This window comes from Haemophilus parainfluenzae (assembly GCF_014931415.1).
Classification (GTDB): Bacteria; Pseudomonadota; Gammaproteobacteria; order Enterobacterales; family Pasteurellaceae; genus Haemophilus_D; species Haemophilus_D parainfluenzae_AF.
Genome location: NZ_CP063121.1, coordinates 133,113 through 149,139, shown reverse-complemented (window position 1 = coordinate 149,139; position 16,027 = coordinate 133,113). Strand labels below are relative to the sequence as shown.

At 40.2% G+C, this 16,027-nt stretch carries 16 protein-coding genes and 1 riboswitch; of the genes, 9 read left to right on the top strand and 7 right to left on the bottom strand.

Annotated elements, in window-relative coordinates; all coding sequences use genetic code 11:
• Positions 1–210: 210 nt before the first annotated feature.
• From rpsP to rplS, 4 genes are read left to right on the top strand one after another with little or no spacing between them, the layout of a single operon-like run.
• On the top strand, positions 211–456 hold the full coding sequence (gene rpsP / locus INP93_RS00735; protein WP_005697005.1) for a 30S ribosomal protein S16: 246 nt from the start codon (positions 211–213) through the stop codon (positions 454–456).
• Between the two features lie 44 nt (positions 457–500).
• Positions 501–1,028: a ribosome maturation factor RimM gene (gene rimM, locus INP93_RS00730; protein WP_197543728.1), complete on the top strand. Its 528-nt coding sequence runs from the start codon at positions 501–503 to the stop codon at positions 1,026–1,028.
• Between the two features lie 37 nt (positions 1,029–1,065).
• Positions 1,066–1,806 carry a tRNA (guanosine(37)-N1)-methyltransferase TrmD gene (gene trmD / locus INP93_RS00725; protein ID WP_197543727.1) on the top strand — a complete coding sequence of 247 codons (741 nt, stop codon included), beginning with the start codon at positions 1,066–1,068 and terminating at the stop codon, positions 1,804–1,806.
• A gap of 36 nt (positions 1,807–1,842) precedes the next feature.
• The gene (gene rplS / locus INP93_RS00720) at positions 1,843–2,193 is read left to right on the top strand and encodes a 50S ribosomal protein L19 (RefSeq protein ID WP_005697898.1); all 351 of its coding nucleotides are present in this window, start codon (positions 1,843–1,845) and stop codon (positions 2,191–2,193) included.
• 60 nt (positions 2,194–2,253) lie between these two features.
• Here the strand turns inward: rplS and rho are convergent, their stop codons facing one another.
• Entirely contained in the window at positions 2,254–3,516 is a 1,263-nt protein-coding gene (gene rho, locus INP93_RS00715) for a transcription termination factor Rho (protein ID WP_005695393.1), read from the bottom strand.
• Positions 3,517–3,746: 230 nt separating this feature from the next.
• On the opposite strand from rho, the gene argH reads away from it, so the two are divergent.
• Positions 3,747–5,120 (top strand): argininosuccinate lyase, encoded by a 1,374-nt coding sequence (gene argH / locus INP93_RS00710; protein WP_197543726.1) that lies wholly within the window; start codon positions 3,747–3,749, stop codon positions 5,118–5,120.
• A gap of 58 nt (positions 5,121–5,178) precedes the next feature.
• Here the strand turns inward: argH and INP93_RS00705 are convergent, their stop codons facing one another.
• The 3 genes from INP93_RS00705 to serB are packed head-to-tail and all read right to left on the bottom strand — an operon-like array spanning position 5,179 to position 7,116.
• Positions 5,179–5,655, bottom strand: coding sequence for a hypothetical protein (locus INP93_RS00705; protein ID WP_232087404.1), 477 nt, complete (start codon positions 5,653–5,655; stop codon positions 5,179–5,181).
• Between the two features lie 4 nt (positions 5,656–5,659).
• Positions 5,660–6,151, bottom strand: coding sequence for a YajQ family cyclic di-GMP-binding protein (locus tag INP93_RS00700; protein ID WP_197544858.1), 492 nt, complete (start codon positions 6,149–6,151; stop codon positions 5,660–5,662).
• 20 nt (positions 6,152–6,171) lie between these two features.
• The gene (serB, locus tag INP93_RS00695) at positions 6,172–7,116 is read right to left on the bottom strand and encodes a phosphoserine phosphatase (protein WP_197544857.1); all 945 of its coding nucleotides are present in this window, start codon (positions 7,114–7,116) and stop codon (positions 6,172–6,174) included.
• A gap of 68 nt (positions 7,117–7,184) precedes the next feature.
• Here serB and INP93_RS00690 point away from each other — a divergent pair, with 68 nt between their 5' ends.
• From INP93_RS00690 to hpf, 4 genes are all read left to right on the top strand, one after another.
• Positions 7,185–7,862 (top strand): YtjB family periplasmic protein, encoded by a 678-nt coding sequence (locus INP93_RS00690; RefSeq protein WP_148129973.1) that lies wholly within the window; start codon positions 7,185–7,187, stop codon positions 7,860–7,862.
• 85 nt (positions 7,863–7,947) lie between these two features.
• The gene (gene tkt / locus INP93_RS00685; RefSeq protein WP_197544856.1) at positions 7,948–9,945 is read left to right on the top strand and encodes a transketolase; all 1,998 of its coding nucleotides are present in this window, start codon (positions 7,948–7,950) and stop codon (positions 9,943–9,945) included.
• 310 nt (positions 9,946–10,255) lie between these two features.
• Positions 10,256–10,377: riboswitch (glycine riboswitch) on the top strand.
• Positions 10,378–10,465: 88 nt separating this feature from the next.
• The gene (locus INP93_RS00680) at positions 10,466–11,836 is read left to right on the top strand and encodes an alanine/glycine:cation symporter family protein (RefSeq protein ID WP_197544855.1); all 1,371 of its coding nucleotides are present in this window, start codon (positions 10,466–10,468) and stop codon (positions 11,834–11,836) included.
• Between the two features lie 240 nt (positions 11,837–12,076).
• Positions 12,077–12,400 (top strand): ribosome hibernation-promoting factor, HPF/YfiA family, encoded by a 324-nt coding sequence (gene hpf, locus INP93_RS00675; RefSeq protein ID WP_005695412.1) that lies wholly within the window; start codon positions 12,077–12,079, stop codon positions 12,398–12,400.
• Between the two features lie 46 nt (positions 12,401–12,446).
• On the opposite strand, the gene INP93_RS00670 is transcribed toward hpf, so the two are convergent.
• The 3 genes from INP93_RS00670 to INP93_RS00660 all read right to left on the bottom strand — a co-directional run bounded on the left by INP93_RS00670 (position 12,447) and on the right by INP93_RS00660 (position 15,974).
• A complete protein-coding gene (locus INP93_RS00670) occupies positions 12,447–12,590 on the bottom strand; it encodes a hypothetical protein (protein WP_005697833.1) in 144 nt (47 codons plus the stop codon).
• Between the two features lie 55 nt (positions 12,591–12,645).
• Positions 12,646–14,040: a membrane-bound lytic murein transglycosylase MltF gene (gene mltF, locus INP93_RS00665; protein WP_197544854.1), complete on the bottom strand. Its 1,395-nt coding sequence runs from the start codon at positions 14,038–14,040 to the stop codon at positions 12,646–12,648.
• A 95-nt stretch (positions 14,041–14,135) separates the two neighbouring features.
• Positions 14,136–15,974, bottom strand: a complete 1,839-nt coding sequence (locus tag INP93_RS00660) for a DEAD/DEAH box helicase (RefSeq protein ID WP_197544853.1) — start codon at positions 15,972–15,974, stop codon at positions 14,136–14,138.
• Positions 15,975–16,027: the final 53 nt, after the last annotated feature.

Here is a 16,027-nt window from a genome sequence, read left to right as displayed (position 1 = left end):
AAACTTGACCGCACTTTGTGATGAAGTGCGGTCATTTTTTATGGTGAATTTCTCAAGTAGAAATAGGCTATTGGCTTGCTTTTTTGCTCAAAAAGTGTAAAATCTTCAGGCTTTTTGTCTATATATACAGAGAAAAAAGTAAGCTATATTCTTAAATCACTTTCGAGTTTGAGAATATTCTTTTAGTAATTAAACATTTAGAGGAAGGTTATGGTAACCATTCGTTTATCTCGTGGCGGAGCTAAAAAACGCCCATTTTATCAAATTGTAGTAGCTGACAGTCGTTCACCACGTGACGGTCGTTTCATTGAGCGTGTAGGTTTCTTCAACCCAATCGCACAAGGTAACGCAGAGCGTCTTCGTGTTGATCTTGAGCGTGTAAACCACTGGGTTGCTCAAGGTGCATCACTTTCAGATCGTGTTGCAACGTTGGTAAAAGAAGCTCAAAAAGCATAATCTCGCTTTTTGATTTAGTTCTTAAACTAAGATAGGTGAAAAATATGGAACAACAACGCATTGAAGTTGTGGGCAAATTAGGCTCAACCTACGGTATCCGTGGGTGGTTACGTATTTATTCATCAACAGAACAAGCTGAAAGCATTTTTGATTATCAACCTTGGTTTTTAAAAATCAAAGGTGAATGGCAGCCAACTGAATTAGAAAACTGGCGTCATCATAATCACGAAATCATCGTTAAATTAAAAGGCGTTGATGATCGGGAAGCTGCACAAACTTTAGCGAATGTTGAAATTGGTGTGGATTTATCTGTTTTCCCTGAACTGGAAGAGGGCGATTATTACTGGCACGATTTAATCGGTTGTTCAGTCGTCAACCTAGAAGGTTATACAATGGGAACGGTAACAGAGATGATGGAAACCGGTTCTAATGATGTGTTAGTAGTTAAAGCCAATGCCAAAGATGCTTTTGGAAAACAAGAGCGGTTAATTCCGTTTTTGTATGAACAAGTAGTTAAAAGAGTCGATCTCACCACGAAAACAATTGAAGTGGATTGGGACGCTGGTTTCTAATCTCAAGTATGCACAAACGTAATGTAGTAGGCTTTTTATGTGGATAGGGGTGATTTCATTATTCCCTGAAATGTTTAAAGCGATTACGGAATTTGGGGTTACAGGTAGAGCCGTAAAACACAATCTTCTGCAAGTGGAATGTTGGAATCCAAGAGATTTTACATTCGATAAGCATAAAACTGTGGATGACCGTCCTTATGGTGGTGGTCCTGGAATGCTGATGATGGTGCAACCTTTACGGGATGCGATTCATGCTGCGAAAGTTGCTGCAGGAGAAGGCGCAAAGGTGATTTACCTTTCGCCACAAGGACGTAAACTCGATCAAGGCGGCGTAACGGAGCTTGCTCAAAATCAGAAATTGATTTTGGTATGTGGACGTTACGAAGGTATTGATGAGCGATTGATTCAAACTGAAATCGATGAAGAATGGTCAATCGGGGATTATGTTCTGACCGGTGGAGAATTGCCGGCAATGACATTAATTGATGCTGTTGCGCGTTTTATTCCCGGTGTATTAGGCAAGCAAGCCTCTGCAGAAGAAGATTCTTTCGCAGATGGTTTATTAGATTGTCCTCATTACACCAGACCGGAAGTGTTAGAAGGATTAACTGTACCACCCGTGCTGATGTCGGGACATCACGAAGAAATTCGGAAATGGCGATTAAAACAATCGCTACAAAGAACGTGGCTCCGACGCCCTGAGCTCTTAGAAGGCCTAGCTCTGACTGACGAACAACGTAAGCTGTTAAAAGAGGCGAAAGCCGAACATAACAGTTAGTTTCAGTTACATCTAGGATCAATAAAGGATCAAACAATGTCTAACATTATCAAACAACTTGAACAAGAACAATTAAAACAAAACGTACCTAGCTTCCGCCCAGGTGATACTTTAGAAGTTAAAGTATGGGTAGTTGAAGGTAGCAAACGTCGTTTGCAAGCATTCGAAGGCGTGGTTATTGCAATTCGTAACCGTGGCTTGCACTCAGCATTCACTTTACGTAAAATTTCTAACGGCGTAGGTGTTGAGCGTGTATTCCAAACTCACTCTCCAGCAGTAGATTCTATCGCTGTTAAACGTAAAGGTGCAGTACGTAAAGCTAAACTTTACTACTTACGTGAACGTTCAGGTAAATCAGCTCGTATTAAAGAGCGTTTGGGCGAATAATTCGCAAAATAAAAAAGGCTTGGTTTTCCAAGCCTTTTTTGTTTTTAAGTGCGGTCAGAATTAAGACCGCTTCATAATTTCAAAAAACTCATCGTTGGTTTTCGCCACCATAAGTTTGTCGATGAGGAATTCCATCGCTTCCACTTCACCCATTGGGTTAAGGATTTTGCGAAGAATCCACATTTTTTGTAATTCATCTGGTGTGGTAAGTAAGTCTTCTTTACGCGTACCAGAACGGTTGAAGTCAATCGCTGGGAACACACGTTTTTCTGCAATTTTACGAGAAAGATGTAATTCCATGTTACCGGTACCTTTAAATTCTTCAAAGATAACCTCATCCATTTTTGAGCCGGTATCTACAAGTGCGGTTGCAATAATGGTTAAACTCCCGCCTTCTTCTACGTTACGTGCAGCACCAAAGAAACGTTTTGGTCGATGTAAAGCATTTGCATCCACACCCCCAGAAAGAATTTTACCAGACGCTGGTGTAACGGTATTGTAAGCACGTGCCAAACGTGTAATAGAGTCGAGTAAAATCACTACGTCTTTTTTATGCTCAACAGAACGTTTTGCTTTCTCTATAACCATTTCAGCCACTTGAACGTGACGAGCAGCTGGTTCATCAAAGGTTGAAGCAATCACTTCACCTTTTACTGAACGTTGCATTTCCGTTACTTCTTCTGGACGCTCATCGATTAAAAGTACAATAAGTTCACATTCTGGGTAGTTGTGCGTGATGCTTTGTGCAATATTTTGTAGCAACATGGTTTTACCAGCTTTTGGTGGAGCCACGATAAGACCACGCTGACCTTTACCAATCGGAGAGGCTAAATCCAAAATACGCGCAGTTAAGTCTTCGGTTGAACCATTACCACGTTCCATTCTTAAACGAGAATTTGCGTGTAATGGGGTTAAGTTTTCGAAAAGAATTTTGCTGCGAGAGACTTCAGGTTTGTCATCGTTGACTTGGTCGACTTTTAAAAGTGCAAAATAGCGTTCGCCTTCTTTTGGTGGACGGATTTTACCTTCGATTTTATCACCAGTTTGAAGATTGAAGCGACGAATTTGACTTGGAGAAACGTAGATGTCATCAGGACCAGCAAGGTAGGAACTGTCTGCGGAGCGTAAGAAACCGAAACCATCGGGTAAAATCTCCAACACGCCGCCGCCAAAAATATCTTCACCGCTCTTGGCGTGTTGTTTCAAAATAGCAAAAACAATATCTTGTTTACGTAAACGGGCAAGATTTTCCAAACCCATTTGTTCTTCACCAAGTTTCACAAGATCAGAAACAGGCGTATTTTTAAGTTCTGTAAGATGCATAATTAATAATGTTGGAACGAATAAGAGTTGATAATACTGAAATGTTTGAATGGTGGGCAATGCCCTTAAGAATGGTGCGTAAATTACCACTAAAATTTAATACTGTCTAGTTTTTGTTAGAAAAAACAGGGTAAAATAGCAAACTATGAAGAGATTATTATTGCATATTGATTAATTATGCGTAATAATTGAATAATTAATCAATTTTGGTATTAAGAGAAGGATAACCTATGGCTCTCTGGGGTGGTCGTTTTACACAAGCGGCAGATAAACGTTTTAAAGATTTTAATGATAGCCTGCGTTTTGATTATCGCTTGGCAGAGCAAGATATCGAAGGCTCCATTGGCTGGTCTAAAGCTTTAGTCAATGTTGGTGTATTAAGTGCTGAAGAGCAACAACAGCTAGAAGTTGCCTTAAATGAATTATTAATCGAAGTGCGGTCAAATCCACAAGCGATTTTACAAGATGATGCAGAAGATATTCATAGCTGGGTAGAAAGTAAGCTTATCGATAAAGTGGGTAATTTAGGTAAAAAATTACACACGGGTCGTAGCCGTAATGACCAAGTTGCACTCGATATCAAAATGTGGTGCAAACAACGTGTAACGGAGTTGCAAGCATCTATTCGTAATCTTCAACGTCATTTGGTGCAAACAGCGGAAAAGACGCAAGATGCGGTGATGCCGGGGTATACTCATTTACAACGTGCTCAACCAATTACTTTTGCCCATTGGTGTATGGCTTATGTGGAAATGTTTGAGCGTGATTATTCACGTCTCGCTGATGCTTATAAACGCATGAATAGCTGTCCATTAGGCAGTGGTGCACTTGCAGGAACAGCCTATGCAGTTGATCGTGAACAATTAGCATCAGATTTAGGTTTTGCTTTTGCGACGCGTAATAGCTTGGATAGCGTCTCTGATCGTGACCATATTGTGGAATTACTTTCAACGGCGTCTTTAAGTATGGCGCACCTTTCTCGTTTCGCAGAAGATATGATCATTTTTAACAGTGGTGAAGCGAATTTTGTCGAATTGTCAGATCGTGTAACTTCAGGTTCCTCTTTAATGCCACAAAAGAAAAATCCAGATGCTTGTGAATTGATTCGTGGTAAAGCGGGCCGTGTAATGGGCGCATTAACCGGTATGTTGATGACCTTAAAAGGTTTACCGTTAGCGTATAACAAAGATATGCAAGAAGACAAAGAAGGGATCTTTGATGCGTTAGATACCTGGCAAGATTGCGTAGATATGGCGACTTTTGTACTAGATGAATTAAAAGTGAATACCGATCGTACTCGTGAAGCTGCTTTAAAAGGTTACTCAAATGCAACAGAGCTAGCAGATTATCTTGTAGCAAAAGGTGTACCATTCCGTGATTCTCACCATATTGTCGGTGAAACCGTGGTTTATGCCATTGAAAAAGGCAAAGCCTTGGAAGACTTAACCATTCCTGAATTCCGTCAATTCAGTGATGTGGTAGGGGATGATGTATATGACATTCTTTCACTACAATCTTGTTTAGATAAACGTTGTGCGAAAGGTGGGGTTTCACCACTTCGAGTGGCAGAAGCGATTGCAGAAGCAAAAGCGAGATTAGCTTAATTAACGTAAATAAAAAGAGCGGTCAAAAAATATTGTGCTTTTTGACCGCTCTTTAGTTTTATTGTGGAAGTGGATCCATTAATTCAAGGATTTTATCGGTAGGCTCTTTTATATCGAAACTCGATCCCATTAATAATGAAAAAGTCTCGTCATTTCGTTTGCAAGCAGCATGAGAAATTAGCTTACCTTTCTTATTACGCAAATCGATAGTAACTTGACTGATGCTCGTCTTATCTACTGCTCTTTCTTTTATTATCGTCCACAACTGATTATTTTCTGTTGGTGGAAGAAAAAGAGTCGCTTCTGTGGCATAAGCTTGTAAGTAAGCATTATCTATCGTTTGATCAGCCACATTCACATCGTTTTTCATGTAAGTGAATGTTTTAAGATTATTTAGCGCGACCCAAAGTTTTTCCCCTTTGGTGCTTTCACATTTTACAACATCAATGATGCTATCACCGAGATTCATGGCATTCTCATTTGCGAGCGAACATAGTGGAACGGTAGCCAAAAATACCCACAGATATTTTTTCATTAAATTAATCTCTAAAGTTATTAAATTGGAATGGTTGACCTAATTCAGCACCTTTCACTAGTTGAATAACGGCTTGTAAATCATCACGGGATTTACCGGTTACGCGTACTTGTTCACCTTGAATTTGAGTTTGAACTTTGATTTTTGAATCTTTCACTAATTTAGTGATTTTCTTCGCCATATCAGGTTCAATCCCTTGCTTTAATTTGATTTCTTTGGTGTAAAGTTTACCGTGATGTTCACTTTCTGTTGGAATATCCAATGAGCTATGCTCAATGCCACGTTTTACAAACGCACCAATCAAGATTTCAATTAATTGTTCTAATTGGAAATCAGATTCGGTGGTCACTTTCACCATTTCGCTTTTTTCATTTAATTCAATGACGGCTTCCACGCCACGGAAATCATAACGTGTACTTAATACGCGGTTTGCATTTTCAACCGCATTACGCACTTCGTGCATAGTAATTTCTGATACGATGTCAAAAGATGGCATAAGTTTTCTCCCAAAATGAATTAAATTCGATCATTTGCACTTAAAAGACATAAAAGTGCGGTTAAGTCAGCAAAGTTTACCACAATTTGTGCTTGTTGTTGCACCTTCGGTTTGGCATGAAATGCTACGCCTAATCCTGCGACATTCATCATAGCCAAATCATTAGCGCCATCACCAATGGCGAGGGTATTTTTGCGTGGAATGTTGTATTCTTCAGAGAGTTTTTGCAAGGTATTCGCTTTGTATTGTGCATCGACCACGCTACCTTTTACATTGCCAGTCAGCGTGCCATCAATAATTTCAAATTGATTAGATGCCGCAAAATCGAGGTTTAATAAACTTTTTAAATAATCGGCGAAATAGGTAAAGCCACCGGAAGCGATGGCAGTTTTCCAACCATGTTGTTGTAATGTCTTAATGGTTTCAATTAAGCCCGGCATTAACGGTAATTTTTCACGTACTTGTTGCAAAATACTTTCTGGTGCGCCTTTAAGTGTTCCCACACGGCGACGCAAACTTTGTTCAAAATCGAGCTCGCCACGCATTGCGCTTTCAGTAATGGCTGAAACTAACTCACCTGTACCAGCCAGTTTGGCGATTTCATCAATGCATTCAATTTGAATTGCCGTAGAATCCATATCCATCACCAATAAACCTTTTTCTGATAATTTTGCATCAAAATCCAGTTTAGCGATGTCTAATTGCAGGTCGTGGGCATGGGCATTAAAATCGGCTAGCCATTTGCCTTTTAAAAGGACAACGGTATTTTTTTCAACGTTCCATGCATCAAAACACTGGAAAGATTGACCGCACTTTTGTTGAAATTGGAGTAATTTCGCTAAATTCAGCGTTGTGCCGTATAAAATAAACGCATGTGTTTCATCGGAATGAGGCAAATCAGACGAAAGTGCGGTAGGAAATTGGGGATATTTTTGGGTAATGCTTGCAAGGTTTTGAATTTGCATAGAAAATCCTGTAAATTGTGAATACTCATCTATTCTAGCCGATCTTGGCGAAAAAATGGAAAAACAACGTGCAATTAATTAAAGAAAAACTTCAAAAATCACTGATGTTTGGGCTCATCGTGCTGCTTTGTATTGCGGCCATGGCGGTGATTTTGTTTGGCGTGAAACAATTTAAGATTGGTTCACAGCTTTCAAGTGTGAATCAAGTAGCGAATTTATCGCATACTTTGGTTCGTCAGCAGGCCAATTTATTTTCAGTTTTATTAACCAATAATGCGAAATCCGATCAGCTCGTCGAAAATTTAGATAATTTAGTCAAAGAAGACTTTGTGCTCGATGCGACCATTTATGATTATAACGGCAAAGAATTGGCACAAAGTACCAATACCGGTAATCTTCGTGAGCAACTTGGCCTTGAGCATAAAAATGAAGGTGAGTTTTCAACACAACAAATTGTTGAACCGATTTACTCGGCTTCCAATAATGCGGTTCGTGGCTTTTTGCGCGTGACCTTTGACGCCCAATATGCTCAAACGACGCAGAGCAAAATCAATCAAGTTTTTCACCGCTTATATGGTGAAATTGTCGTGGTCTTTTTATTAGGCGCTTTATTCGCCAGTTCCATTCATTATTTTTTAAGTCATTATCGTCGAACATATCGAAAACCAGTGGAAACTAAAACGGTAGTCAATTTACAAGGTAAATCGAGTAGCCAACGTTTCCATCAACGTCGTCGAAGAATTTGATCAAGTTAAATAAAATTGCAAATATTGGTTAAGCCAATCAGTAAATAGGGTAGAATACTGAGAATTATTTAGATAGGAGAAAAACATGGCAACTCGTAGACAACTCGCCAACGCAATTCGTGCGCTATCAATGGATGCAGTACAAAAAGCGAAATCAGGCCACCCAGGTGCACCGATGGGAATGGCGGATATCGCTGAAGTATTATGGCGCGATTTCTTAAAACATAACCCAAACAATCCTAAATGGGCCGATCGCGACCGTTTTGTACTTTCTAATGGCCACGGTTCAATGTTGATCTATAGCTTATTACATTTAACAGGCTATGATCTTTCTATCGAAGATTTAAAACAATTCCGTCAATTACATTCTAAAACCCCAGGACACCCAGAATATGGTTATGCACCAGGTGTTGAAACCACAACTGGTCCGTTAGGCCAAGGTATCACTAATGCAGTAGGGATGGCGATTGCTGAGAAAACATTAGCAGGTCAATTTAACCGTGAAGGCCATGAAATTGTTGATCACCACACTTATGTGTTCTTAGGCGATGGCTGTTTAATGGAAGGGATTTCTCACGAAGCTTGCTCTTTAGCAGGAACATTAGGCCTAGGTAAATTAATCGCATTCTACGATGACAACAATATTTCGATTGATGGTCATGTTGATGGTTGGTTCAGCGATGATACGGCAGAACGTTTTGAAGCTTATGGCTGGCAAGTAATCCGTAATGTAGATGGTCACGATGCAGAACAAATTCGTGCTGCAACCATTCTTGCTCAAGCAGAAAAAGAAAAACCAACGTTAATTATTTGTAAAACCATCATCGGCTTCGGTTCACCAAATAAATCAGGTTCTCATGATTGTCACGGTGCACCATTAGGTGATGAAGAAATTGCATTAACTCGTAAAGCACTAGGCTGGGAATATGATCCATTTGAAATTCCAGCTGAGTACTATGCTGAATGGTCTGCGAAAGAAAAAGGCGCTGCAGCAGAAAAATCTTGGGAAGAAAAATTTGCCGCTTATGCGAAAGCATACCCTGAACTTGCAGCAGAATTTACACGTCGTGTAAACGGTGAATTACCAGCAAATTGGGCGGCAGAATCTAAAGCGTTCATTGAAAAATTACAAGCTAACCCTGCAAGCATTGCAAGCCGTAAAGCATCACAAAATGCAATCGAAGCTTATGCACATGTATTACCTGAATTCTTAGGTGGCTCTGCAGACTTAGCAAGCTCTAACTTAACCTTATGGAGCGGTTCTAAACCAATTCGTGCACACGAAAACGTAGGTGGTAACTATATCAACTATGGTGTGCGTGAGTTTGGCATGTCCGCGATCATGAATGGTATTGCTTTACACGGCGGGTTCATTCCTTACGGCGCAACCTTCTTAATGTTCTACGAATATGCACACAATGCAGTGCGTATGGCAGCATTAATGAAACAACGCACTTTATTCGTTTATACTCATGACTCGATCGGTTTAGGCGAAGATGGTCCAACTCACCAACCGGTTGAGCAAACTACATCATTACGCTTAATTCCAAATCTTGAAACATGGCGTCCATGTGACCAAGTGGAATCAGCCATCGCATGGCAACAAGCGGTTGAGCGTCAAGATGGCCCAAGTGCGTTGATCTTTACCCGTCAAAACTTAGCACAAATGGACCGCACTTCTGCACAATTAGAGGCAGTTAAACGTGGTGCTTATGTGTTAAAAGACTGTGAGGGTACACCAGAGTTAATCTTCATTGCGACAGGTTCTGAAGTGGAATTAGCGGTGAAAGCAGCAGATGTATTGACTGCTGAAGGTAAAAAAGTACGTGTCGTCTCTATGCCAAGCACTAACCGTTTCGACAAACAAGATGCAGCGTACCGTGAAAGTGTGTTACCTGCAGCCGTAACCAAACGTGTTGCAATCGAAGCAGGTATTGCAGACTTCTGGTATAAATACGTCGGCTTCGAAGGCCGCGTGGTAGGTATGAATAGCTTCGGCGAATCAGCACCAGCGGATCAATTATTCAAACTCTTTGGTTTCACCGTGGATAACGTGGTAGCAAAAGCAAAAGAGATTTTATAATTATTAAAATAGATAAAGGCAGGCAATGACCTGCCTTTATTTTTTGATTTGAAAAAAGTGCGGTCAAAAAATAAGAAAATTTTTGACCGCACTTTGTTTTTATCTGCTTTCACCTTGTTATCTAAGCCTTTTTTCGTCAATCCATTGAGTTAGCCTTTCAAGTTTGCTAAAATTCGCGACACTTTTTGCGATAAAAAATAAAACGTAAAAAGTGAGTTCGGAAGAAGGTAGCTGGAGAGTAGGGAATTGCCCCTACGCCGACGAGGTAAAATCTTTCAGGCGCAATCGCAAGATTGCAGGGACTGTTACTGGACGAACCCTTGGAGAGATCCATTGCATTTTATCGATGTAAATGGACGCCGAAGGCGCAAAAGAGCGGTCGATTTTTCGATTGTTTTCCAAACGCTCAGGCAAAAGGACAGGGGCAAAAGACAATCGGTATTATCAAAAATATTTCTATCGGGATTCTTCTTGTCTCCTTGTCGAGTTTATTTGTATTTTAAACGACGAGGAATCATCAATGTCATTACAGACAACCTTATCTGCTATCAGCAACTTTGTATGGGGACCGCCCCTACTTATTCTATTGTCCGGAACCGGACTTTATCTCACCCTTCGTTTAGGCTTTTTGCAAATTCGTTATTTGCCTCGTGCCTTGGGATATTTATTTGCTCGTGGTGCAAATAAAGGCAAAGGGGACGTGTCTTCTTTTGCTGCACTTTGTACCGCATTAGCGGCAACCATTGGTACAGGGAATATCGTGGGTGTAGCGACCGCAGTACAAGCGGGTGGACCTGGCGCGATTTTTTGGATGTGGCTAGTTGCATTATTAGGCATGGCAACCAAATATGCCGAATGTTTGCTTGCAGTGAAATATCGTGTGCGCGATAAATACGGTTTTATGGCTGGTGGACCAATGTATTACATCGAACGTGGTCTTGGTATCAAATGGTTAGCGAAATTATTTGCGTTATTTGGGGTGTTGGTGGCCTTTTTCGGTATCGGTACTTTCCCTCAAGTGAATGCGATTACGCATGCGATGCAAGACACCTTTAACGTGCCTGTTGTGATTACTGCAACAGTGGTGACGATATTGGTCGCGATGATTATTCTTGGTGGAGTAAGACGTATTGCGAGAGCCTCTGCAGTCATTGTGCCTTTTATGGCGCTGGGTTATGTGATGACCTCAATTATCATCTTAATCGTTAATTACGATAAATTACCTGCTGCAATTTCATTAATTATTCACAGTGCGTTTGATCCACAAGCAGCTTTAGGTGGCGCAGTTGGCTTTACAGTAATGAAAGCAATTCAATCGGGGGTTGCGCGCGGTATTTTCTCAAATGAATCAGGTTTAGGGAGTGCGCCGATCGCAGCCGCAGCAGCGCAAACGAAAGAGCCCGTTCGCCAAGGTTTAATTTCGATGACGGGGACATTTTTAGATACTATCATCGTATGTACGATGACAGGCTTAGTGCTTGTGATTACAGGAGCATGGAGTAATCCTGAGCTTTCAGGTGCAAGTGTGACTAACTATGCTTTTGCACAGGGATTAGGTACATCATTTGGTGCAACGATTGTAACAGTAGGATTATTATTCTTTGCTTTCACCACTATTTTAGGGTGGTGCTACTACGGTGAACGTTGTTTCCTTTACTTAGTCGGTATCCGTGGTATTAAATTGTATCGCTTCGTGTTTATTGTTCTGGTTGGGGCAGGCTCATTCCTGACTTTAGATTTAATTTGGATCTTAGCGGATATCGTGAATGGTTTAATGGCCTTTCCAAACTTAGTTGCATTAATTGGTTTACGTAAAGAGATTATTTCAGAAACCAAAGATTACTTTGAACGTTTAAAAGCGACGCAACATGATCAAGATGAATTAGCCTAATTTATCTCATAAAAGAAAAGGGAAGCCGAGAGCTTCCCTTTGTTGTTTACAGCTTTACATCATAACAAGTTTACACGGAAATGAAATCACATTTTTTCAGAAATTAGATCCCGATCATATTTTTGAACATTTGTTTTTTTATTTACCTAAAAGCACTTGAAAAAGTGGTTCAAGGTCGATATGTTGTTATTAAAGATGAACGGAACCGAAGGGTTCATTTAAGCAAAAGAGGTAAATGCTATGACACTCAATATCACAAGTAAACAAATGGAAATCACCCCTGCAATTCGTGAACATGTGGAGGGAAGACTTGCAAAATTAGAGAAATGGCACACTCAACTGATTAGCCCACACTTTGTTTTAAGTAAAGTACCAAACGGCTTTTCTGTAGAGGCTTCAATTGGAACTCCATTAGGTAATCTGTTAGCCACGGCAACGGCTGATGATATGTATAAAGCGATCAATGAAGTTGAAGAAAAATTAGAACGTCAATTAAATAAACTTCAACATAAAGGCGAATCCCGCCGAGCAGATGAGCGTTTGAAAGATTCTTTTGAAAAATAAAGGATAATGAATAAATAAAAAGGGCGAACATGATGTTCGCCCTTTTTTAGATATCTTGAATCACTAATTGTAACGCATGACGTTGAAATTGTTTTGCTTTGCGGTGTTTTAAGCGTCTTAAACGCAAGTTGCGTGAGGCAGAGATATCTCTTGATGCTTTTTTCTTTAAAAAAGTTTTTCTTTTTAACATCTTTTTCTCCTTGTTTTCTTTGAGTTCAATAAAGCGTTGTTTTTTCTGACCGCACTTACTCTGTTGCAGTCGCTTGGTTTTCTTGAACGCGATGATAATTTACAATACTATTCATGTAACGGCGAATATTCTCGACATATTGGTAGGCTTCATAGCCGCGAGCATAGCCATATTTTAAGTTTGAATAATGGCGCTTTTCCGATAATAGTTGAAGATTATTTTTCACATCTAACCAGTTATCAGGATTGCCGCCTAATTTTTTTGTTAAGCGACGTGCGTCTAAAATATGTCCTAATCCCATGTTATACGCTGCTAAAGAATACCAAATTCGATCTTCTTCTGGAATACTGTCTGGCATTTGGTCGAGTAGCCAATGCAAATACTCCGATCCCGCTTTTATACTTTGTTCGGCATCAGTGCGATTATTAATATTCATCCGCATAGCCGTATCTTTGGTAAGCATCATCATCCCGCGTACACCTGTTGGAGAGGTAGCATAAGGGTCCCAATGCGATTCTTGATAGGCTACAGCAGCTAATAATCGCCAGTCTAAATTCCCTTTGTATTTTTCAAAGAGCGGTTGATATTGAGGAAGGATTTTTTCAACCGCCTCTAAATAAGCCTGAGTATCTACATAGTCAAAGGCGGTAATATGGCGGAAATATTTTTCCTCAATACGATCAATTAATCCCGTTTCAATGGCGTTATTCATAAAATCCAACAAGCCTGCTTGTAGCTCATTATAGGATTTATTAGAAAGATACCAATGCACAGTCATTTCATCTGTTAGGTCAAATGCAATTGCTAAGTTAGGGCGAATTTGTTGTGCTGCTGCCACATCAATACTATTTGCAATTGTATAAGGAATTTTGCCTTCCGCTACTTGAATTAATAATTCTTCTTGGGTTAACTGCTTGTTATTCTGCCATTTAAGTGCAGGAAGTTTTTTCTGTGCAAGGGATAATAATTTTTCTAAGTCTTCCCCCGCAGAAATAATAATTTCTTGCTGGACTTGCGCTAAATCTTTCGGGCGATTTTCACCTTTTTTATATACAAGCTGCCAAGAGGCAGAGGTGTAAGATGGTCCTAACTGAAATTTTTCTGCTCGTTGAGGCTGGAACAAAAGATTCGCAGCAGCGATATCAATATTATTGTTCTCCAATTCATTAAAAAGTTGATCGTTATTTTCTAAGGTTTTAATTTGTAAGCGAACCCCTAAATAATCAGCAAAGTTTTTTGCTAATTCGTATTCCAAGCCTGATTCGCCTTCATTCCCAATAAAATAGTAAATGGGATTATTAATGGTGCCGACAATCAGGCTGCCACGATTTTTGATCGTGGTGTAAGGGTTTTGCTCCGATTGCATAATTTTTTGCCAAGGGAAGACCATATCAATTGCCCAAAGTAATAATGCAAAAGCAGCAATAATACGTAAAAATAGACCTTTCAATAGATAAACCTTATAAATTGAGATAAGAGACGATTGTAACGAGAATTAAGACAATAAAAAAGCCCCTTTTACTTCAAGGGGCTGTTAAATAAGGATTAACGTTGGCGATCTCGGCGACCACGTTCGTTAAAAGTGCGGTCGTTTTTATCGTTAAATTTACGCTGACGACGATCACCATTACGTTCACCACGGAAACGATCTTGGCCTCGGTCTCCACGTTCATTACGGCGACCTTTTCCACCAAAGTCATTGCCACCACGTCTATTGTCTGACTGTGCTGCGCCCATAAAGCTCATTTGCATTTGTTTATTTAAAACGCGAGTTTTTCCGAATTGTTGGAGCAATTCTTTTGGCATACCTTGTGGTAATTCAACAGTAGAGTAGTCATCGTAAAGTTTGATATGGCCAATATAGCGGCTGTTAATATCACCTTCATTTGCGATAGCACCTACGATATGACGCACTTCTATGCCATCTGCACGACCTACTTCGATACGATATAAATCCATCGGTTGTGGCGTGCCGTAGCCTTTACGTTCACCACGACGTTCAGCTGAACGTGGATTTTCACGGCGATCACCGCGATCATTACGCTCACGACGACGCTTATCCATTGGTGGATCAGGTGGAAGGATGAGTTTTTGTTTTCCTTGAAGCAACATCAACATGGCTGCAGCAATATCTTCTTGATCCTGATCCGCGGTAAATAAATCTTCCAATAGGCTACGATACATTTCAAGATCATGATGTTCCAATTGTTTGGTAATCTTGTCTTGGAATTTTTTACGACGACAGGCTTGCAACACTTCATGATTTGGTAATTCAACTTCATTGATTGGTTTTTTCATCAAGTGTTCGATATTACGAAGTAAACGGCGTTCACGTGGTTCAACGAATAACAATGCACGACCAGAACGACCTGCACGACCAGTACGACCGATACGGTGAACGTAAGACTCTGCATCAAGTGGGATGTCATAGTTCACTACAAGGCTGATACGTTCAATATCGATACCGCGCGCAGCCACATCGGTTGCAACGACGATATCAAGGCTACCATTACGTAAGCGATCTAAGGTTTGCTCACGTAATTGTTGGGTCATATCACCGTTTAATGCCGCAGCACGGAAACCGTGTTTTTCTAATAATTCAGTCACATCAAGTGTGCCCGTTTTAGTACGGGTAAAAATGATGGCTGCATCAAAATCTTCTACTTCTAAGAAGCGTAATAATGCGTCATTTTTACGGAAACCTTGAACATACCAACAATTTTGCTCAATGTCTGGCGCATTATCGTTATTTACTTTGATTTTTACTTCTTGCGGGTTGTTCATGAAGCGTTTTGTGATACGACGAATTGGCTCAGGCATGGTAGCAGAGAAAAGCGCAGTTTGGTGCTCTTCAGGTAATTCAGCCATAACGGTTTCTACATCATCAATAAAGCCCATGCGAAGCATTTCATCTGCTTCATCAAGTACGATAGCTTTTAATTCAGATAGATCTAATGTGTTACGACGGATATGATCCAAAATACGACCCGGTGTACCTACAACAACTTGTGCACCTTGTTTTAATGCTCGTAATTGAATGTCATAGCGTTGACCACCATAAAGGGTCACGATGTTGATGCCTTTTGCATATTTCATGAAGTGTTCACAAGCATCAGCAACTTGAATTGCAAGTTCACGGGTTGGTGCCATTACCAATAATTGTGGATGTTTTGCGGCAGGATCAATTTTTGCCAAAATAGGTAAAGAGAATGCGGCAGTTTTACCACTACCGGTTTGTGCCATACCCAGTACATCTCTGCCTTCTAAAAGAGCAGGAATACAAGCTTGTTGGATTGGCGAAGGTGTTTCAAAACCAAGGTCAGAAACGGCTTTTAGAATGAATTCAGGCAAGCCTAAATCATTAAAAGTGATTTTGTCTGTCATTAAAATACTCGAATGTAAGTAAGGAAAGCTCAATTTCGCTTTCAGGTTTATTT